This window comes from Actinomadura sp. NPDC000929, from assembly GCF_040492065.1.
GTDB lineage: Bacteria > Actinomycetota > Actinomycetes > Streptosporangiales > Streptosporangiaceae > Spirillospora > Spirillospora verrucosospora.
The window spans coordinates 53,274-72,262 of record NZ_JBEUPA010000027.1 but is presented as its reverse complement, the minus strand read 5'-3'; the positions used below and the strand labels follow the sequence as shown (position 1 = coordinate 72,262).

The 18,989-nt window shown below is 71.4% G+C and carries 18 protein-coding genes; 10 read left to right on the top strand and 8 right to left on the bottom strand.

Translation table 11 applies throughout. The features are described from left to right. Positions 1–109: 109 nt before the first annotated feature. The 4 genes from ABWI04_RS13250 to ABWI04_RS13235 all read right to left on the bottom strand — a co-directional run bounded on the left by ABWI04_RS13250 (position 110) and on the right by ABWI04_RS13235 (position 2,772). On the bottom strand, positions 110–580 hold the full coding sequence (locus tag ABWI04_RS13250) for a GNAT family N-acetyltransferase (protein ID WP_353832565.1): 471 nt from the start codon (positions 578–580) through the stop codon (positions 110–112). Positions 581–708: 128 nt separating this feature from the next. Next, entirely contained in the window at positions 709–999 is a 291-nt protein-coding gene (locus ABWI04_RS13245; protein WP_353832564.1) for a chorismate mutase, read from the bottom strand. A gap of 25 nt (positions 1,000–1,024) precedes the next feature. Next, a complete protein-coding gene (locus ABWI04_RS13240; protein ID WP_345180502.1) occupies positions 1,025–1,432 on the bottom strand; it encodes a MarR family winged helix-turn-helix transcriptional regulator in 408 nt (135 codons plus the stop codon). Positions 1,433–1,467: 35 nt separating this feature from the next. Continuing rightward, positions 1,468–2,772, bottom strand: a complete 1,305-nt coding sequence (locus tag ABWI04_RS13235) for a GH1 family beta-glucosidase (RefSeq protein WP_353832563.1) — start codon at positions 2,770–2,772, stop codon at positions 1,468–1,470. A 149-nt stretch (positions 2,773–2,921) separates the two neighbouring features. Between ABWI04_RS13235 and ABWI04_RS13230 the strand changes: the two genes are divergently transcribed. The 5 genes from ABWI04_RS13230 (at position 2,922) to ABWI04_RS13210 (ending at position 7,971) form a co-directional block, all read left to right on the top strand. Further along, positions 2,922–3,545 (top strand): TetR/AcrR family transcriptional regulator, encoded by a 624-nt coding sequence (locus ABWI04_RS13230; RefSeq protein WP_345180498.1) that lies wholly within the window; start codon positions 2,922–2,924, stop codon positions 3,543–3,545. Between the two features lie 84 nt (positions 3,546–3,629). Beyond that, entirely contained in the window at positions 3,630–4,238 is a 609-nt protein-coding gene (locus ABWI04_RS13225) for an LURP-one-related family protein (protein WP_345180496.1), read from the top strand. A gap of 243 nt (positions 4,239–4,481) precedes the next feature. Further along, entirely contained in the window at positions 4,482–5,588 is a 1,107-nt protein-coding gene (locus ABWI04_RS13220; protein WP_345180494.1) for a ferritin-like domain-containing protein, read from the top strand. 260 nt (positions 5,589–5,848) lie between these two features. Then, positions 5,849–6,859, top strand: coding sequence for a hypothetical protein (locus ABWI04_RS13215; protein ID WP_353832562.1), 1,011 nt, complete (start codon positions 5,849–5,851; stop codon positions 6,857–6,859). A 485-nt stretch (positions 6,860–7,344) separates the two neighbouring features. Continuing rightward, positions 7,345–7,971, top strand: coding sequence for a septal ring lytic transglycosylase RlpA family protein (locus tag ABWI04_RS13210; RefSeq protein ID WP_345180490.1), 627 nt, complete (start codon positions 7,345–7,347; stop codon positions 7,969–7,971). Positions 7,972–8,023: 52 nt separating this feature from the next. On the opposite strand, the gene ABWI04_RS13205 is transcribed toward ABWI04_RS13210, so the two are convergent. Beyond that, entirely contained in the window at positions 8,024–9,010 is a 987-nt protein-coding gene (locus ABWI04_RS13205; RefSeq protein ID WP_353832561.1) for an alpha/beta hydrolase, read from the bottom strand. A 343-nt stretch (positions 9,011–9,353) separates the two neighbouring features. Between ABWI04_RS13205 and ABWI04_RS13200 the strand changes: the two genes are divergently transcribed. After that, positions 9,354–9,716 (top strand): YkvA family protein, encoded by a 363-nt coding sequence (locus ABWI04_RS13200; protein ID WP_089311049.1) that lies wholly within the window; start codon positions 9,354–9,356, stop codon positions 9,714–9,716. Between the two features lie 13 nt (positions 9,717–9,729). Here ABWI04_RS13200 and ABWI04_RS13195 read toward each other — a convergent pair whose 3' ends face one another. Further along, complete coding sequence (locus ABWI04_RS13195) at positions 9,730–10,479, bottom strand: IclR family transcriptional regulator (RefSeq protein ID WP_345180452.1); 750 nt, start codon at positions 10,477–10,479, stop codon at positions 9,730–9,732. A gap of 268 nt (positions 10,480–10,747) precedes the next feature. Then, a complete protein-coding gene (locus tag ABWI04_RS13190; RefSeq protein ID WP_353832560.1) occupies positions 10,748–11,329 on the bottom strand; it encodes a hypothetical protein in 582 nt (193 codons plus the stop codon). 967 nt (positions 11,330–12,296) lie between these two features. Between ABWI04_RS13190 and ABWI04_RS13185 the strand changes: the two genes are divergently transcribed. From ABWI04_RS13185 to ABWI04_RS13170, 4 genes are all read left to right on the top strand, one after another. Then, entirely contained in the window at positions 12,297–12,470 is a 174-nt protein-coding gene (locus ABWI04_RS13185; RefSeq protein ID WP_345180450.1) for a hypothetical protein, read from the top strand. 156 nt (positions 12,471–12,626) lie between these two features. Beyond that, complete coding sequence (locus ABWI04_RS13180; protein ID WP_345180448.1) at positions 12,627–12,875, top strand: TFIIB-type zinc ribbon-containing protein; 249 nt, start codon at positions 12,627–12,629, stop codon at positions 12,873–12,875. Positions 12,876–13,146: 271 nt separating this feature from the next. Beyond that, the gene (locus ABWI04_RS13175) at positions 13,147–14,943 is read left to right on the top strand and encodes a fatty acyl-AMP ligase (RefSeq protein WP_353832559.1); all 1,797 of its coding nucleotides are present in this window, start codon (positions 13,147–13,149) and stop codon (positions 14,941–14,943) included. 63 nt (positions 14,944–15,006) lie between these two features. Then, positions 15,007–17,745, top strand: coding sequence for an MMPL family transporter (locus ABWI04_RS13170; protein WP_353832558.1), 2,739 nt, complete (start codon positions 15,007–15,009; stop codon positions 17,743–17,745). A gap of 10 nt (positions 17,746–17,755) precedes the next feature. On the opposite strand, the gene ABWI04_RS13165 is transcribed toward ABWI04_RS13170, so the two are convergent. Continuing rightward, positions 17,756–18,985 (bottom strand): glycosyltransferase, encoded by a 1,230-nt coding sequence (locus ABWI04_RS13165; RefSeq protein WP_353832557.1) that lies wholly within the window; start codon positions 18,983–18,985, stop codon positions 17,756–17,758. Between the last annotated feature and the right edge of the window lie 4 nt (positions 18,986–18,989).

Genomic DNA, 18,989 nt, shown 5'->3' with positions numbered 1-18,989 from the left:
TCCCCCCCCGCTGGCCCGGGCCCCGCCCCCCCCCCCCCCCCCCCCCCCCCCCCCGGGGGGGGGGGGGGGGGGCCCGCCCCCCCGCCCCCACCACCCCCTTACGAACTAGCTACTGCAGGTGCCAGCGGCCCTGAAGGCGCCGTGCACCGGTCTCGTAGAACGTGTCGGTGGGGGTGATCTCACACCCCAGCGTCACCAGCACGTCGAGCAGCGGACTGCCCTCGGGAAGGTTGAAGCCGATCGTGACCGGCCCCGTGAAGAACTCGCCCGCCGACTCCACGAAGAGCCGCACGAGGTCCTTCCCGCTGTGGCCGGAGACCACGGCGAACATGTCCACGTGGAAGTCCTCGTCGGGGCCCACGTGCCGCTCCGACCACGACTGACTGATCCACCGCCCGCGCATGAAGGCGAGAACCTCCTCGCCCTCGGCCGCGACCAGGTGGACGGTCCGAACATCCTGGAAGGAGCGCTCCAGTGCGGGGGCCAGCCGCACCCAGTACGGGTTGCGGTCCGCCACCACGTCGCTCACGATCCGGCGGATGCCCTCCACATCGTGAGGATCCGCAATCTTGATTTCCATTGGTTTGTTCCTTTCGTTTGCTTCCCTAGGCTCCGGCCGCCCTTCCGGGCGCCGTCGCACTCATCGACCGTCCGAAGCCGGGCGGCTTTGTCACCTGGCTCGGGGCGCTGGGCGGCACTCCGATGGGGTCATCCGCGGCGCGTCGCGTGCTCGTCCAGTTCCAGATCGATGAAGGCGCCGATCATCGCCCGCCACACCGTCTCGGCGACCTCGGGCGAGAGCCCGGCGTCCGCGGCCCTCTCACGCGCCAGCGCGACGACCCGCTCGACCCGGTCGGGGGCGCGGACGGCCCCCTCGTCGCGTTTGAAGGCGGCGGCCGCGCGGACCAGCCCCTCGCGTTCGGCCAGCAGCCGGACCAGCCGCCCGTCGAGGGCGTCGATCCGCGCACGCACCTCCGCGAGCGTCTCAGGAGTCTCCATGCGCGTCAGCATGCCGCACGGCTGATCACGAGGAGAGACGCAGCAGCAGGGCGAGGAGGGTCGCGCGGTCGTCCTCGGGCAGGGGCGCGAAGAGCTCGGCGAAGACCTCGTCGACGATCTGCCGGCCGGCGCCGAGGAGCTTCTCGCCGGCGGGCGTGAGGTGGTGCTCGACGCTGCGGTGCCGGCCCGGCCGCCGGTCGATCAGCCCCTGGGCGGCCAGGCGCCCGGCGAGCGTCCCGAACGCCTGCTCGCTCTGGAACGTCTCCGCCGCCAGGGCGCGGGCGGACGCCCCGGGTGCGCGGCCGATCGCGCGCAGGGCGTCCCACTGCGCGGGCGTCGTGCCGGCGGCGGCGAGGCGGTTGTCGAGCGCACGGTGCTGCCGGTGGTGGGCCTGCCTGAGCGCTCTTCCGAGTTCCTGCACTTCGACGGGCATGCGACAAGGGTAGGAGCGGCCGCCCGCCGCGTCCGTCAGCGACGCCTGGACGAGGCGATGAGGTCCCGGTACCAGCCGTAGGACGTCTTCGGCGTGCGCTTCTGCGTCTCGTAGTCGACGTGGACGAGCCCGAAGCGGGGGTGGTAGCCCTCCGCCCATTCGAAGTTGTCCAGGAGCGACCAGGTGAAGTAGCCGCGGATGTCGACGCCCTCGTCGACGGCGGTCCGCACGGCGGCGATGTGGGCGTCCAGGAAAGCGATGCGGGACGGGTCGTCCACGGCGCCGTCGGGACCGGGCTCGTCGGCGAACGAGCAGCCGTTCTCGGTGATGTAGACCGGCGGCAGGTCGTACCGCGAGTCGAGGGTGCGCAGCAGGTCCAGGAAGGCGTCCGGGACGATCGGCCAGCCCATCCCCGTCGTCGGGAACCCGGTGATGTCGACGATGTCGAACGGCAGCGGGCCCTCGGCCGGGGTCGCGATCCGTGTGGGGTGGTAGTAGTTCACCCCCAGGAAGTCGATGGGCGAGGCGATGACCGACATGTCCTCGGAGCGGATGAACGGCGCGTCCCCCATCAGGTCGGGGTAGCGGCCGAGCAGGACGGGGTCGGTGAACAGCCGGTTCATGAACGCGTCGAAGGCGTCGGCGGCGGGCCGGTCGGCGGGGGAGGCGGCCCAGGCCGGGGAGTAGTGGTTGGTCAGCCCGACCGTGCGCGCGCCCCGGCTGCGCAGGGCGTTGACGGCGAGGCCGTGGCCGAGGAGCTGGTGGTGGGCGGTGGGCAGCGCGTCGAGCAGGAGCGTCCTGCCCGGGGCGTAGACGCCGAACGCGTAGCCGTACGCGGTGACGACCACGGGCTCGTTCAGGGTTATCCACATGTCGACGCGGTCGGAGAGGCGCTCGGCCGCCAGGTAGGAGAATTCGGCGAACCGGTAGGCGGTGTCCCGCTCCATCCAGCCGCCGGCGTCTTCGAGCGGCTGCGGGAGGTCCCAGTGGTAGAGGGTGGCGGCGGGTGCGACGCCGGCGGCGAGCAGGCCGTCCACCAGCCGGTCGTAGAAGTCGAGCCCCTTGGCGTTGACGGCTCCGCTCCCGGAGGGCTGCACGCGCGGCCACGCGATCGAGAACCGGTACGCGTCGACGCCGAGGCCCGCCATCAGCGCGACGTCCTCGGGCCAGCGGTGGTAGTGGTCGCAGGCGACGTCGCCGGTGTGGCCGTCGCGGGTCCGCCCGGGCGTGTGGGAGAACGTGTCCCAGGTCGACGGTCCCCGCCCGTCCTCCGCGACCGCGCCCTCGATCTGGTAGGCGGCGGTGGCGACGCCCCAGCGGAAGTTCTCCGGAAGACCCATCCGCGCTTCCTTCCCCCATGGTCCGACCGAAAATGCGAATAGCCTTCGGATATTAGTGGCGGGGTGGTGCGGGCGGAAGACTCCCGCGACCCGGAGGTGTGGCACGCTGTGCATGCTCGGGACCCGCGCGTCCGAGGGACAATGGCAAGGTGACCGAGATCCGAACCCCGCTCCGCCGCCGTCCCGCCCAGCGCCGCAGCGCCGAACGCGTCCAGCGGATGCTGGACGCCTGCGCCGAGATCCTGGACGAGGACGGCTACGACGGCCTCACCACGACGCGCATCGCCCAGCGCGCCGAGGTGGCGATCGGCTCGGTGTACCAGTTCTTCCCCGACAAGCGGGCGGTCGCGCAGGCGCTCGCGCTGCGCAACCTGGAGGAGTTCGGCGAGCGGATCTCGGCGCGGCTCTCCGGTGGCCGGTTCGGCGACTGGTCCGACACCGTCGGCGCGATCATCGAGATCTTCGTGGAGATGCACCGGACCGTGCCCGGCTTCCGGGTGCTGCGCTTCGGCGACGTCGCCGACGTCAACCTCCTCGACTCCGACGCCGACAACAACGCGGTGGTCGCCGACCGGCTCCGCAGGATGATCGTGGACACCTTCGGCGTCCAGGACACCCCCGGCCTCGCCACCGCGCTCGCCATCGCGGTCGAGGCCGGCGACGCCGTGCTGAAGATGGCGTTCCGCCGCAGCCCGGACGGCGATCCGCTGATCGTCGCCGAGGCCGAGCGGCTGATCCACGGGTACCTGGCCGCGCACATCCAGGAGTCCTGACCCGGACATCGGACGCATCCGGAAAACGTCGGATGAAGGGGACCTGCTATGGCAGACTCCCCTCCGCAAACCGACACGGAACGGGTGAGTTCGCTGGACGAGGAAAGACTCCAGGCACAGCGCCGGCTGCTGATCCGGCAGCGGGTGCGCCTGATGGTGAACCAGTACGAGGTGCACGCGGAGGGGCCCGACGGCGGCGAGGGCGAGCTGCTCGCCTTCGCGCAGCAGAAGCGGCTGGCGTTCAAGGAGCAGGTCACCCTGTACTCGGACGACTCCAAGACGCGCCCGATCCTCGGGTTCAAGGCGCGCAAGCGCATCGACCTCGCCTCGGCGTACGACATCACCGACGCCCACGGGCAGCCCATCGGGGTGTTCCGCAAGGACTTCAAGAAGTCGCTGCTCGCCTCCACCTGGCACCTGGAGCAGCCGGGCCTCGGCGTGACGACCGGCAGCGAGCGCAACAAGTTCGTCGCCGTGCTGCGGCGCGTCTGGCAGTTCATCCCCTACGTCGAGAACCTGCCGTTCGCGTGGCCGTACCACTTCGACTTCTACGCCGGTGACCAGGTCGTCTTCAGCGTGGAGAAGAAGTTCGGCTTCCGCGACCGCTACATCGTCGAGATCAGCGATCCGCGCCTGGACCGCCGGCTCGTCATCGCCCAGGCCGTCGGCCTGGACGCCCTCCAGTCCCGCTGACCCCGGGCCCTGCCGCCCGCTCGCCCGCACCCCCGCCCGGGGGCGCGGGCGACCGCGTTCGGGGGGTCCGTGCCCGGCGACGCCCGCGTTCGGCGACGGCCGTGTTCGGTGGCTCCCGCGTCACGGGTTCCGGCGACTCCCTGGTTTAACCGGGCTTTACATGTTACGAAGGTATGTAAAGCCATGGGCGGTGCACACCCGCGTCGCGATCGTGCGGCGTCACCCCTGGAGGAGGATCCCCCCGTGAGTTCTCACGACCTCTACGCCACGCCGGTCCCGACCGACACGTGGAACGTACCGATGGCGGGCGACACCCGCTTCACCTGGGAGTACGACGAGGGCCGCGACCGGCTGCTGAACCTGTACCAGAAGGGCAAGGACAAGCAGTGGGACGCGCAGAAGCGCATCGACTGGGACCTTGAGGTCGATCCGATCAACATCGCCGGGCTGCCGGAGAACTTCAACCCGCTGTTCGGGTCCGACATCTGGGACAAGATGTCGCAGAAGGAGAAGGACGAGTTCGGCCGCCACCAGGGCTCGTGGCTCTTCAGCCAGTTCCTGCACGGCGAGCAGGGCGCGCTGAACGTCTCGGCGCGGATCGTCCAGACCGTCCCCGACCTGGACTCGAAGTTCTACGCCGCCACCCAGACCATGGACGAGGCGCGGCACGTCGAGCTGTACGCGAAGTTCGTGCACGAGAAGATCGGCATGTACTACCCGGTCAACCAGGACCTGGCGAAGCTGCTCGCCGAGTCGCTGGAGGACAGCCGCTGGGACCTGCCCTACCTCGGCATGCAGGTCCTGATCGAGGGGCTCGCGCTCGCCGCGTTCGGGCTGTACCGGGACATGTCGACCAACCCGCTGGTCAAGCAGCTCCTCGCGTACGTCATGCAGGACGAGGCGCGGCACGTCGCGTTCGGGCGGCTCGCGCTCAAGGACTACTACGCCGAGCTCACCGACAAGGAGCGGGCCGAGCGCGAGGAGTTCGTCGTCGAGGGCTGCTACCTGATGCGCGACCGCTTCAAGGGCCGCGAGGTCTTCGAGCAGCTCGACATGCCGGTCGAACGGTGCATGGAGTATGTCGACAACTCCGACATGTACACCCTCTATCAGTCGCTGCTCTTCAGCCGCATCGTCCCGTGCGTCCGGGACGTGGGCCTTTGGGGTGACAAGGTGCAGGCCGCCTACGAGGACATGGGCGTCCTCGACAACGCCAAGGCCGACCTCGAAGCCCTGATGCGGCAGGACGAGGAGATCGCCGAGAAGGTCGACGAGGAGCGCTACGCGACCGAGCTCGCGGCCCGCAAGGACGAGGTCGACGAGGCCATCTCCCTCGGCGCCGCCGAGTAGCCGGCCGGCCCGCGCGGGCGGGGGCGTCCCACGGGGCGCCCCCGCCCTTGTTTTATCGGAAATTGTCGGCATTTGGTATTTCGCCGAGCGTCTATGATCAGTTCATCTAGATCTTTCTGATTTCCCCAAGTCATTTTCGAATCGGCCGCATGCGGCACCGCGGTGTACTAGCGTCCCCGCTCGACGGTGCGCCGGGATTCACCAGCCGCTCGGGCGCACGCCGCATGTGCAGGGCCAATCCGAAAACCCCGGGGGAAAGAATGAACCGCTCCGCCAGAAGCCTGCTGAGGGTCTCCGTCCTCGCCTCGTTCGCCACCGCGCTCGCCGTGGCGGCCGCCCCGACGGACGCCGCGCCCGCGAAGGCGGCGCCGAGCGCGGCGGCGGGTCCGTCCACGCTCCTCCTCTACGAGACCGCCGCCACGGGCCATACCGTCATGCGCACGCTCCCGGACCCGGTCGCCGGGACGGGCGCCCGGACCGCCGCGCTGGGCGGCGGCGCCGCGAACGGGGTCCTCCGGGCCGCTCCGGCGGGCTCGGGGCTGCGCACCGCCCGCGCCCGCTGCCGGGTGCGCCCGGCCGAAGCGGTCGAGTCGAAGACCGGGCTGGCGCTGCCCGGCGCGCAGCTGCCGGCCGTCGGCCAGGCCCCGGTCGGCGGGCTTCCCCAGGGCGACTGCCCCGGTGCGACCCGCCGCGACGCGCGCGACCGCAGGCCGGGGACGGCGCTGCCCGTCCTGTCCGGCGGAGGCGGCGACGTCCCCGGGACGCTGCTCGGCGGCGCCGGCACGCTCGGCAAGGGCCTGCCCACCGGCAAGCTCCTGTCCGCCGGCAAGCTCGGCCGCCGCGAGGCCGCGCGGTCGGCCGTCCCGAACGGCCGCGCCGCCGAGACGCCCATCAGCCTGGCCGACCCGGGGCCGAGCTCCGGACTGCCGGGCGTCGGATCCCTGCTCGGCGGCGGGACGCTCGGCGGGCTGCCCCTCGGCCGGACGCTCTTCCCGTCGGCCGCCCGGTACGCCGGGCCCGCCCCGTCCGGCGACCTGGTCGGGCAGGCCAACGGCACCGTGAACAAGGCCGGCACCGGCCTCGCCCCGGCCGAGGGCGACGTCGGCCACGTGGTCGACGTGCTGAAGGCGCGTGACGGCGCCCGCAGGATGGCGGACGGCGGACCGGCGGACGGCCCGCTGTCCATGCCGGACGCGTCCGCGCTCGGCGTGCCGAAGGTGCCGGCGCTGCCGGCGGTTCCGCGCATCCCGGCCGCCCCCGGGCGCGGCTGACGCGCGGCCTGTCGTCCCAGCTCGCGGGGCGGTCCGACGGAAGTGATCTTCCGCCGGACCGCCCCGTTCCGTTGTGCCGGATCCTTTGTTATCCGTCCGAGATCGGCGGTATACGCGCAGTAAAGACGATCTTGAAATGCGGTCACCCGGCGAAGTTGATCAGCTTCGGCGGGCAAAAGCTGAGGTGACAAATCCCACAAACAACGGCTCTACGTCTTGATCTGTGGAGGACACAACGTACGGTCAGGGACTTGTGCGGCGCTTCAGCGATTTCGATAAGTGAAGATGCCTTTCCAGCCGCACCTGCCGGACGCCGATCCGCGATCGAGCGGGCGCGCCTGAGAGAGCGGCGCGGGGCGGGCTGAGGAGCCCGCGGGCGGCGGGGGATCCGGGGGACGGCCGACGTCGCCTGGCCACGCCGCGAGAGAACGGCGGTCACATCCGCCTGGCGTCCGGGGTCCTGTCCCCTAACAAAGGACTCCTCTGTGGGTAGCCCTGTCAGGCGCCGTCTTCGAGCGCGCCTACGCACCATCCTGATCGTCTCCGGCGCCGCCGTCGCCGTCCTGGCCGTGGGCGCGTTCGCCCTGGCCGGGCGCGAAGGGCCCGCCGACTCGGCGCAGGCGGCGCAGACCGCGCCGCAGGCCGCCGATCCGCTGGCGGACCGTCCGCACGGCGAGCCGACCCGGGCCGGCCGAGGCCGGCCCCGCACTCCTGAGCCGTCGCCTTCGAAGACTCCCAAGAAGGGCAAGAAGAAGTCGTCGAAGGCGGACGCCCAGGTCGCGAACCTGGCGAAGCGCAAGAAGAAGAAGCAGGACAAGGTCGTGGAGTCGGGTTCCTGCGAAGCCTCCTACTACTGGGAGGGGCAGATGACCGCGAGCGGCGAGCGCTTCGACCCGACCGAGCTGACGGCGGCGCACAAGACGCTGCCGATGGGGTCGAAGGTCCGCGTGACCAACAAGAACAACGACCGTTCGGTCGTCGTCCGCATCAACGACCGCGGCCCGTACGCGGGCGGACGCTGCCTGGACCTGTCCAAGGCCGCCATGAAGAAGGTCGGCGGCACCGGATCGGGTGTCATACCCGTCCGGTACGAGGTCCTGTCCAAGGGCTGATCTCGTCGTTTCCCACCCGCCCGGCGGGCGCGCCAGCGCGCCCGCCGGGCGGTCAGAGCCCGTGTCCCAGCCCGGCGCCCGTCCGGGCGTCCGGAACGTTCCCGGCGCCGGACGACCACGAACCGTGGCGCTGCTCCATCGGCTGCGTGTCGCCGTTCGCCTCGGCCGGTCCGCCGGCGGGCGCGGCCTGTGCGGCCTCGGCCGCCGCGGGCGTGAGCGTGGCGAGGCGGTCGCGGAACCAGTCGGTGAGGACGCCGTCGACCCGGACGGCCTCGGTGATCGGCGGGCGCGGCTCGGTGCCGGGCTCGGCGGCCAGCGCGTGCCCCATCCGGAACGTGGTGGACTCCGCCTGGCCGCCGTGCCTGCGCAGCTCGTCGCGGAGGGCCGTGATCTCCCGCGCGGGGACGACGCGGTCCTTGGCGCCGCCGACGAGCAGGACCGGGACGTCGCGTCCGGCGATGTCGGCGGCGAGCGCCCCGAGGTCGAGCCGGTCGGCGAGCGCGACGGCGCGCTCGCTCCAGGCGCGTTCCGAACCGGACCGCTTCTCCACCGCCCGCGCGGCCCGCGCCGGGGCGACGACGGGGGCGACCAGCGCGGCGGTGCTCACCGGGACCGCACCGTGCGCGACCGCGAGCAGGGCGGCCGCGGCGCCCGCGCTGAAGCCCGCGAGGCCGACCGGCCCGTCCGGGACGTCGAGGTCGCGGCGGATCTGCGCGAGCGCGTCGGGCAGCCGCCGGACGGCGTTCTCCAGGGCCGCGCCGTACGCCTCGATGCTCTCGGTCTCCAGGATCGCGCCGGAGCCGAGACCGCCGGGCGAGCGGCCGGGCAGGTCGAGGTAGACGCGCCACACGGGCACGCCCGTCATCGGGATCGCCGTCGCCAGGGCGCTCGCAGTCCGGGGCGGGTCGAAGCCGGGCCAGGCCACGATGAGCCGGGTCGGGCCGGACGCGGTCGCGTCGACGGCCGTCGGGGGCAGCGCGACGTAGGCGTCGCCTGCCGCGGTGCCGTGGACGGGGCGGTTCGTATGGTCGCCGCTCATATCGGTACGTCAGCTCCTGCGATGCTCGACGGGCCATGCCGGTCGTGCCGGGCGGAGGCGGCGCTCCCCCCGGATCCCCCATGCTCGCAGCGGACGCCAGCCGACACGCCGCGAACCGCCGCACGCCGACCACGAGAGTGATGAACACCTCACCCGAGGTCACGCGGATGGGCGTGACCACCGGATTCGCTCGTCGACCCTTCCGCGGCGGCCGGAATGGTCCGGCTGTGACCCGCGCCTCATGATCGATCGAAGGGAACAAACCCGGCACTCGTCGCGTCCTAGTCGTACGTGGGCGTTGCGGGGGCGCGCCCTCACAGACGTTCCGATACAAGGAGTGCTGGTGGACAGGAAGCGCAGTGCGGCCGCCGCCGGGCAGGCCTGGCATATCTACCGCGAGACGCTCGAACCCGACGCACCGGGATTCTGGGAGCGCGTCCGCGCCGTCCCCAGGATGCTGAAGTCCGTCCTGCGCGGGCAGTACAAGGGCATGTCCTTCGGGACGCTCGGACTGCTCGCCCTGGGGCTCGTCTACATCATCTCCCCGATCGACGCCATTCCCGATGTCATCCCCGTCGTGGGCATCGCCGACGACACCGGCCTGGCCCTCTGGCTGGCCACCGTCCTGGTGAAGTCCGCGGGCGACTTCGTCGCCTGGGAGCGCGGCGGACGCCCCACCGTCATCGTCGGCGAGCCCGTCGACTGACGGGCGCACGACCTCAGGAAGTGGTCGGGCCGAGCTCCTTGGCGAACCGGTCGGCTGCGTCGCGCATGATGGGCACGACGCTCGGAACGGCCTCGTGCGTCATCCGTCCGGAAGGCCCCGACACCGAGATCGCCGTCAGCGTCGGCGCGCCTTGCAGCGCCACCGCGACGCAGCGGACCCCGATCTCCTGCTCCTCGTCGTCCAGCGCGTAGCCCTGCCGGCGGATCTGGTCCAGTTCCGCCAGCAGGGCTTCCGCGTCTGTGAAGGTGTTGGGCGTGTGCGCGTCCATGCCCGTCCGGGCGAGGATCTCGCGGACCCGCTGGTCGGGCAGTTGCGCCAGGAGCGCTTTCCCCACGCCCGTGCAGTGCGGCTGGACCCGCCGCCCCACCTCGGTGAACATCCGCATCGAGTGCTTGGACGGCACCTGCGCCACGTACACGGCCTCGTCCCCTTCCAGGACCGCCATGTTGGCCGTCTCCCCGACCTCCTCGACCAGCCGGGCCAGCACCGGGCGCGCCCACGTGCCGAGCAGGCGGCTCGCGCCCTCGCCGAGCCGGATGAGGCGCGGGCCCAGGGCGTAGCGCTTGGACGGCTCCTGCCGGACGTACCCCTGGTTGACCAGCGTCCGCATCAGCCGGTAGATCGTCGGCATCGGCAGCCCTGAGGCCTCCGTCAGCTCCGACAGCGCCATCTCCCCGCCCGCGTCCGCCAGATGCTCCAGCAGCTCGAACGCGCGGGCCAGCGACCGAACGCCCTCCGTCACCCGTGACTCCTCTCCTAGCGACCACCCGATTCTACGGAGATGCGATTTCACTGTGCGAAAGAGGGTGGGTTGGCGCGATGCGGCACGTTACTTCGGCGAGTGACTTGGCAATAACTCCTTGTGTCCGACATCGCGGCACCGCCCCCCGGGTGGCCGTGAGGAACCGCTAGGGGGAGCGTGTGCGAGGGGAGCGTCGTAGAGCCCGCTGGGGCGCGATCACGGTGAGCAGCGCGCTGGCCGCACCGCTCACGCTGTTGAGCCCCGCCGCTCAGGCGATACCGGAGGCGGCCCCGTCCAAGGTGAGGCTGCGCGTGTCCATGACACCCGGCGGCGTCACGATCCAGGGATCCGAATACACGCTGCCCTTCACCGTTCGGGTGCGCACCGAGGGCGGCGTAGCCCGCAACGTTGGCCTGCGCCTCACGGCTGACCGCCCGTTGTCCTGGACGAGCCGCACGCCCGATTGCTCGCCCCTTGGCTCCGGCCAGGGGCTGCGCTGCACACTGGGCGATGTGGGTTTGGGTGGGCGCCTGCGCAGCGGGACCGTCCGATTCCTAGAATCGATGGTGAAGGGACCGTCCGCGAAGCCGCTGAGCATCCTCGCCGTAGCGGACGCCTCCAACGCCCCACGCCGCTCGGCCCGCGCGGTCTTCGACTTCTCCAAAGCCGCCCGGAACGCGCTGAACGGCACGTCACCGGATCCGTCCACGGGTGATGAGCCCACGCCCTGCGCCGACGACAGGGCGAGCCGCGCAGCCAACTGGTGCCAGACGAAGCCGCCCCGCTGCGAGCAAAGCAACACCACCACGCCCCTCCAGTCATGCACGACGCCCTCTGGCAGCGAGCCCATGCCTGTCGCCAAGCAGAACCAAAGTCCGCAGCCTGGCGAGGACGGCGCGTCGACGCCTTGCGTTGCTGATGGCTCCGACAAGAGCGGCCGCCCGTGCAGCTCGGCAACGGGAGGGGAGCCCGTACCCGTTGCGAAGCCGAAGCAGAGTTCGCAGCCCGGTGTGGGTGGCGCGTCGGCGTCTTGCGTTGTTGGTGGCTCGGGCAAGAGCGGTGGGCCGTGTGTGTCGTCCAGTGGGGAGTCGACCCACGGTGTTAAGCCGAGTCCCAGTCGGAAGCCGACTCCGGGCAGTGCGCCTACGCGTAGTGCTAAGCCGACCCCGAAGGCCCACCCGCGCCCGGTGGGGCCGGGCGGGCCGTCCACGCCTTGCGTGGGTGGCAGCACGACGGTGAACGGGTGGCCGTGTCCGACGACGGTTGAGGGGAAGACGCCTCACAACGCTGTGCCGTCCCAGAGCGACAAGCCGCGCCAGAGCGCGAAGCCACCGGCTAGCGTCCTGCCACCTCACAGCGCGAAGCCGTCTCACAGCGCGAAGCCGTCTCACAGCGCGAAGCCGTCTGACGATGCGGAGCCGTCCGCAGGTGCGGAGCCGTCTGATGATGCGAAGCCATCCGAGGATGTGAAGCCGTCCGCAGGTGCGGAGCCGAGTGTTGGCAGCGAGCCGTCGCGCGGCCCGAAGTCTTCGCAGGGCGTTGAGCCGAGTGTGAGCGCCAAGCCGGGGGAGACCGGGGAGCCGGGCCAGGGCGGGGGCGGTGAGCCGCAGGCAGGTGCTCAGCCGGACGGGGGCGGTCTGCCTCCGGCAGCCGGGCCTGGTGTGGACGGGCCTGGGGCACCGGGGATGGGGCAGCCGAGTGCCGGGGTTCCGGTTGCTCCGAACCTGCCCGGACAGGCGCCGTCGGCGCCCGTCGTCCTGCCGCCCGTGAAGCCTCCGAACCTGCCGCCTGTGGCCGATGCGAGTCATACGAGCCTGATGTCCCCGACCAGTGCGGAGGAGGGGGACGGGACCGACTGGGCGGTCGTCCTCGCCGTGGCCCTGGTGGCCGAGATCGGCCTTCTGTGGGGCGCGGCCTGCATCGTGGTGGCGCGGCGCCGGGGGGCGCTCAGCCGCGCCGAGTCCCGGGCAGAGCAGGACAGAACGGGCTGATGCCGACGAAGGGGTCGAGGCGAATCGATCGGCTGCGCACCCCGGTCCGGCGTCCGAATCGGCGGATGAGTGTCCTGGTATCGACCCGAAAAGGGCTCGGTGTCAGTATGCTGACCGGCAACGGTAAACGCGGGCGTGACGGACAGGGGATCCGGTATGTCAGACGCGACGCTGCAGTGCCCGAAGTGCGACTCCACGCTCGACACCCACGAACGCCACGGGGTCGTGATCGAGGAATGCCCGGGATGCAAGGGCGTCTTCCTCGACCGCGGCGAGCTGGAGCAGCTCATCGACGCGGAGAGCCGCTACCTCGCCGAACTCCCGGACGAGGTGAACCCGGAGACGACGTACCAGGGGCGGCACCGCCGGGGCATCATGCAGCAGATCTTCTCCGCCGGGCAGTAGTCCCGGGCACGGTCGGTGACCGGCCGGAAGCCCAGGTGTGAAAGGGGATTTCCTCTTGTCACGGGGATGACAAACCGTGCTTCGGCGAATGTGACCGCGAGCTAATATCGCCCACTGACTACCATCCGGTAGCTTTGTGATCATCGTCGGTCCCCCGGGGGCGTCCAGACAGAGTCGTCCGGCAGGCGCGGCGCACCTTCGCCGGCGGAGTGCGACCCCCTCACAGCACCGTCCACGGCCCCGTCCGGCCCGTCCCCTCGGGAGATGATCAATGGCATTGGGCTCGCTGCTTCCCGAACTCCTGCCCGGCGGCTCCGGCCGCACCCCGCTGATCGAGCGGGTCGCGCGGTGGGCGAGGGAGAAGCCGGACGCCCCGGCCTACACCTTCGTCGACTACTCGGCCGACCCGTCGGGCACGCACCTCACGCTGAGCTGGGCCGAGACCGACCGGCGGGCGCGCGCGACAGCGGTGGCGCTCCGGCAGGTCACCGGGCCCGGGGAGCGCGCCGCGCTGCTGCTGCCGCAGACGCTCGACTACATGATGACCATGCTCGGCGCCCTGTACGCGCACGTCATCGCCGTCCCGTTGTTCTCCCCCGACCTGCCGGGCCACGCCGACCGGCTGATCGGCGCCTACACCGACGCCGAGCCCGCGGTGATCGTCACGACGCGGAACGCGCTGCCGCACGTGGAGAAGTTCCTCGCCGACCACGACGTCCCGCAGCCGAAGGAGATCCTGTTCGCCGAGGAGGTCGACCTCGCCCTGGCCGACCGCTGGCGGGACGAGACGGTCGCGTTCGACGACGTCGCCTACCTGCAGTACACGTCGGGATCGACGCGCCGTCCGGCCGGGGTGGAGATCACCCACGGGAACGTGACGGCGAACGCCGCGCAGCTGTGGGCCGGGTGGGCGCCCGAGAAGCCGGACCCCGAGCTGGTGAGCTGGCTGCCGCTGTTCCACGACATGGGGCTGATCGCGACGATGGCGCTGCCGCTGGTGCGCGGCGACCACGCCATCTACACCGACCCCGTCTCGTTCATCATGAACCCGATGCGGTGGCTCCAGCTCATCGCGGAGCGCCCCGGCAAGAACGTCTACACCGCCGGGCCGAACTTCGCCTACGAGTACGTCGCGTCCATGGCCTCGCCGGAGCAGATCGCCGACCTGGACCTGTCCGGGCTGACGACCTGCCTGAACGGCGCGGAGCCGATCCGCACCTCGACGCTGTCGACGTTCGCCGACGCGCTGGCGCCGGCCGGGCTGCGTCCCGGCGCGCAGGCCCCGGGCTACGGGCTGGCCGAGGCGACCGTGTTCGTCACGGCCGCCGCCGAGGACGTCCCGCCGAAGATCATCTCCGTGGACCGGGAGGCGCTCACCCAGGGCGACCTGCGGCTCCGCGAGGACGGCGCGGAGGGGACGACCGCGCTGGTGTCGTGCGGGCGCCCGTGCGGGCAGATCGTCGCGATCGTCGACCCCGAGGCCCGCGTCGAGCAGCCGGACGGGCGGGTCGGCGAGATCTGGGTGCACGGCCCCAACACGGCGCCCGGCTACTGGCGCAACTCCGAGCGGAGCCAGGAGACGTTCGGCGGCGAGCTGTCCGAGCCCGGGAACCTGCCGTCCGGGCCGTGGATGAAGACCGGTGACTACGGGGTCGTCCACGAGGGCGAGCTCTATGTGACCGGCCGTATCAAGGACCTCATCATCGTGGACGGCCGCAACCACTACCCGCAGGACATCGAGGTCACCGCGCAGGAGGCCCACCCGGCGGTCCGCCCCGACCACGTGGCCGCGTTCGCGCTCACCGGGGAGGAGACCGAGCGGCTCGTGGTCGTCGCCGAGCGCAACCGCCGCGTCCCCCTCGGGCGGCTCGACGTGGACGAGGTGGAGTCGGCGGTCCGCGCGGCCGTCAACGTCGAGCACGAGATGAGCGTCCACGCGTTCGTGTTGATCGAACCGGGTGGCGTGTCGCGCACCTCCAGCGGGAAGATCGCACGGGCCGCGACCCGGCAGCGCTACCTGGACGGCGACCTGGCGACGACCGCGGAGCGCCTGGCGTCTCGCAGGTGACGACGGAACGGGCCGTGCGGGGGCGAGGGAGCCTCCGGGCGGCCGCGGCGAAACAGGAGGATCATGCTTTCGGGGCTGGGGCGTCTCATCCACCGGCGACGCTGGACCAGCCTCGTCCTGATCCTGATCATGACCGGGGTGGCGGGCGCCTGGGGACTCGGCGTGTTCGCCAAGTTCAAGGAGGGCGGCTTCGAGGACCCCGACGCGTCCTCGACGCTCGTCGCCAAGCTGGGCGCGACCTACTTCGGCAGCACCAACCCCGACGTCCTCGTCCTGTATTCGAGCGACACCATGACGGTGGACGACCCGCGCTTCGAGGCGAGCGTCGTCACCACCATCGCGCGGCTGCCCAAGGCCCGGGTCGACGAGATCATCTCCTACTGGTCGTTCAACGGCGAGGCTGCGCGCACGTTCGCCTCCCATGACCGGCACTCGACCTTCGTCGCGGTGAAACTGAAGGGCACGGAGGGCGCGGACAAGTTCGAGAACTACCACGCCGTCAAGGACAGCCTGGCCGCGCCGGGGCTCGACGTCCGGTACGGCGGCAGCGTCCCGCTGGGCGAGGAGTTCGGCCAGCAGGTCGTGGCCGACATCGTCCGCGCGGAGACCATCACCGCGCTGCCCCTGCTCATCCTGCTCGTCATCCTGTTCGGCGCCGTGACGGCCTCGGTCCTGCCCATCATCGTGGGCGTCTTCTCGACGGTCGGCGGGCTGGCCGTCCTGCACGTGGTGACGTACGCGGCGGACGTGACGTCCTTCGCTTTGGAAGTCGTCACGATGATGGGCGTCGGCCTGGCGATCGACTACTCCCTGTTCATCATCAGCCGTTTCCGTGAGGAACTTCAGCGCGGCATGACCGCGGAAGGCCTGCCACCGGGAAAGCCCTGGAAGCGAGAACGCGACAAGGCGGCGCGCAAGGCCGCCAAGGAGGCGCACAGGACGGCGCTCAAGCCCATCCGTGAGGCCGCGCTGGCCGCCACCATGGCGACCGCGGGCCGCACCATCATGGTCAGCGGCGTCACCGTCTCCGCGGCTCTCGCGGGCCTTCTGCTCTTCCCGCAGATGTTCCTCCGGACGATCGGGCTCGCCGGCATAGCCACCGTCATGGTCGCGGTGTTCGGAGCCACCGTCCTGCTGCCGACGCTCCTGGCTCTTCTAGGGCCGCGTGTCGAAGGCGGGCAGATGTGGTGGCGGCGCCCCAATGCCAAGCGCGCGCGGCGGGACCCGGAGAGCGGCTTCTGGTACCGGCTCGGCCACAGCGTGATGAAGCATCCGCTCCCGTACTTCGCGGTCGTGCTCGTCATCCTGGGCGTGATGTTCGTGCCGTTCCTCAACGTCCAGTTCGGCAGTGTGGACGCCCGTGTCCTTCCCAAGGACAGCCCCACCCGCGCCGTGGTGGAGACCATCAAGAGGGACTTCCCCAACGGAACCGTTGAGCCGATCGACGTGGTGGTGTCCGGAGACCTCATCCCGCGCGACTGGACGCCGTCCGGCAAGGGCGACCCCATCCCGCCCTACCTGGAGCAGTTCCGGAAGCAGCTCGCGTCCCTTCCCGGCGTCACCGAGGCCCAGTTCACGGGCTACTCCGGCTCGTACGGGGGCGTGCGCATCTCCGTCACGCACAAGTACGAGCCGATGGACCGGCACGCTCAGGACCTCGTCACCGAGATCCGCGCGATGAGCCTGACCAAGGACGGCTACCCGATGCACATCGACGTCGGGGGCAGCACGGCCGGCCAGATGGACCTGATGTCGAGCCTGATGAGATCCCTGCCGAAGATGGCGCTCGTCGTCGGGGTCGCCACGTTCCTCCTGCTGTTCATGTTCTTCGGCTCGATCGTCCTGCCGCTGAAGGCCATCGTCATGAACGTCCTGTCGATCGGCGCCTCGTTCGGCGCGATCGTCTGGGGCTTCCAGTACGGGCACCTCGCCGGGCTGCTGGACTTCACCCCCACCGGCGGGGTCGAGGCCACCAGCATGATCCTCATCCTCGCGGTCGTGTTCGGCCTGTCCATGGACTACGAGGTCTTCCTGCTGAGCCGGATCCGCGAGGAATGGGACCTCACGCACGACAACCGCGTCGCGGTCGCGTCCGGCATGCAGCACACGGGCGGCATCATCACCAGCGCCGCGCTGCTCTTCCTCCTCGTCATCGCCGCGTTCAGCATGGCCGGGATCACCGTCGTGAAGCTGATCGGCGTCGGCATGTTCGTGGCCGTCGTCGTGGACGCCGCCCTCGTCCGCTCCCTCCTCGTCCCCGCCACGATGCGCTTCATGGGCGCGGCCAACTGGTGGCTGCCGGGCTTCCTCGCGGGCCTGCACGCTCGCATGGACCTGCGCGAACGCACCGTCCTCGTCCCGGACGGCGCCACCGTGGCCCCGCCCCGCCTCCCCGACGAGCAGCCCTTCCCCTACGCCATCGACTGGGCGGAATCGACCCCGCGTCCCGCGAATGCCGTGCCGTCGAACGGAAACGTCCGCCCGGACACCGTCGAGCCCGACGCCCCTTCGAACGGGGCGCCCGCGGACGTGCCGCGCGCCCGTCAGCGAGTGGACGCGAACGCCGCGTTCCAGTCCGATCCGCAGCCGAACGCGGACGCGTCGCCGAAGCTGGTCTTCCAGTCGGCCGCCGACGGCGCGGGGCTCCGCCGGGCCCCCGAGCCCGAGGGCGCGCCCTGGGCGCCGTGGGCGGACGGCCCGCCGCAGCCGGTGCCGCGCCCCGCGCCGCGCCGCCGGCGCGTGATCGTCCCCAATGCGGACGGCTCGGGCTGGCACTGGGGCGAGGAAGAAGACTCCTCCTGACACCCGCCCGTCACAGGAGCGAGTCGATGATCTCCTGGGCCCGCCCGATGCCGTTCTCGTCCCGGATGCGCCGCCCCGCCTCGCTCGCCCGGTCGGCCATCCCCTGGTCGCCGACCGCACGGCGGATCTTCCTGGCGAGCCGCGGGACGGTCATCGCGCGGAACGGCAGCGGGGCGGGCCCCGCCCCCAGCGCCGCGACGCGTTCGCCCCAGTACGGCTGGTCGCCGAAGAACGGGCACACCACGGTGGGCACACCCGCCCGCAGCCCCGCCGCCGTCGTGCCGGCGCCCCCGTGGTGCACGACCGCCGCCATGCGCGGGAACAGCCACGAGTGCGGCACGTCCCGGACGGCGAGCACGTCCTCGTCCGACGTCGCCGGGTCGCCCTGAACGATGCCGCGGACTCCGGCGAGCCTCAGGGCCGTCCGCACGGCCATCCCGGTCATCTCGGCGTCCTTCGGCACCATGCTCCCGAACCCGACGTACACCGGGGCGGGCCCCGCCGCCAGGAAATCCGCGAGGTCCGCGGGAGGCTCCCACTCCGGCTCGTCAAGGAACCAGTAGCCCGTCAGGTTCACGTTCGGCGCCCAGTCTCGGGGGCGCGGGACCACCACCGGACTGAAGCACGCGAGCACCGGGCCGCCGTCGGACCGCCGTCCCCGCAGCGGCAGCCGCGGCAACCCCAGCACCTCGTCCCGCCACGGGTTGATGAACGGGCGCGACAGCTGCCACGCGATCTGATCGACCGCGCGGAAGCTCGCCCGATTCGCCCACGGCCCGAGCATGCGCGCCTGCGGGACGAACGGGTGCGGGAACGCCCCAGTCGGCTCGCTCGGCTGGAAATGGACCAATGCCCACGGAACGCCGAGATGTTCGCCCAGGTGCCGGGGAAGGAATCCGAGTGTGGGTCCCAGAATCAGATCCGCGCCTTTACAGGCGTCCGAACACTCCGACAGCAACCGTTCGGCCATCGGCCCGAGGATCCGCCGGAAGCCGCCGAGGAACTTCACCGGATTCCGGCCCCCGGCCAGCAACTCCTGCCCGGCGTCCGATTCGAGGATCTCCGTCGGATCCGCCGTGAGCGGCGCGAGCTCCAGCCCCGCCGCGACGACCATCGGCGCGTACCGCGCACTCGCCACCAGCCGCACCTCGTCCCCCCGCGCCCGCAGCGCCCGCCCCAGCGCCACGCAGGGCTGGATGTCCCCCCGCGACCCCGCCGCGAAGATCACGATCCGGCTCACGTCC

Bases quoted from the DNA above. Each gene is read 5' to 3' on its own strand.
- ABWI04_RS13235 (WP_353832563.1), bottom strand. From the start codon at position 2,772: ATGGGTCTTCCGGAGAACTTCCGCTGGGGCGTCGCCACCGCCGCCTAC.
- ABWI04_RS13250 (WP_353832565.1), bottom strand. From the start codon at position 580: ATGGAAATCAAGATTGCGGATCCTCACGATGTGGAGGGCATCCGCCGG.
- ABWI04_RS13185 (WP_345180450.1), top strand. From the start codon at position 12,297: ATGTCCCCGACCAGTGCGGAGGAGGGGGACGGGACCGACTGGGCGGTC.
- ABWI04_RS13175 (WP_353832559.1), top strand. From the start codon at position 13,147: ATGGCATTGGGCTCGCTGCTTCCCGAACTCCTGCCCGGCGGCTCCGGC.
- ABWI04_RS13205 (WP_353832561.1), bottom strand. From the start codon at position 9,010: ATGAGCGGCGACCATACGAACCGCCCCGTCCACGGCACCGCGGCAGGC.
- ABWI04_RS13245 (WP_353832564.1), bottom strand. From the start codon at position 999: ATGGAGACTCCTGAGACGCTCGCGGAGGTGCGTGCGCGGATCGACGCC.
- ABWI04_RS13190 (WP_353832560.1), bottom strand. From the start codon at position 11,329: ATGGGCTCGCTGCCAGAGGGCGTCGTGCATGACTGGAGGGGCGTGGTG.
- ABWI04_RS13240 (WP_345180502.1), bottom strand. From the start codon at position 1,432: ATGCCCGTCGAAGTGCAGGAACTCGGAAGAGCGCTCAGGCAGGCCCAC.
- ABWI04_RS13170 (WP_353832558.1), top strand. From the start codon at position 15,007: ATGCTTTCGGGGCTGGGGCGTCTCATCCACCGGCGACGCTGGACCAGC.
- ABWI04_RS13180 (WP_345180448.1), top strand. From the start codon at position 12,627: ATGTCAGACGCGACGCTGCAGTGCCCGAAGTGCGACTCCACGCTCGAC.
- ABWI04_RS13215 (WP_353832562.1), top strand. From the start codon at position 5,849: ATGAACCGCTCCGCCAGAAGCCTGCTGAGGGTCTCCGTCCTCGCCTCG.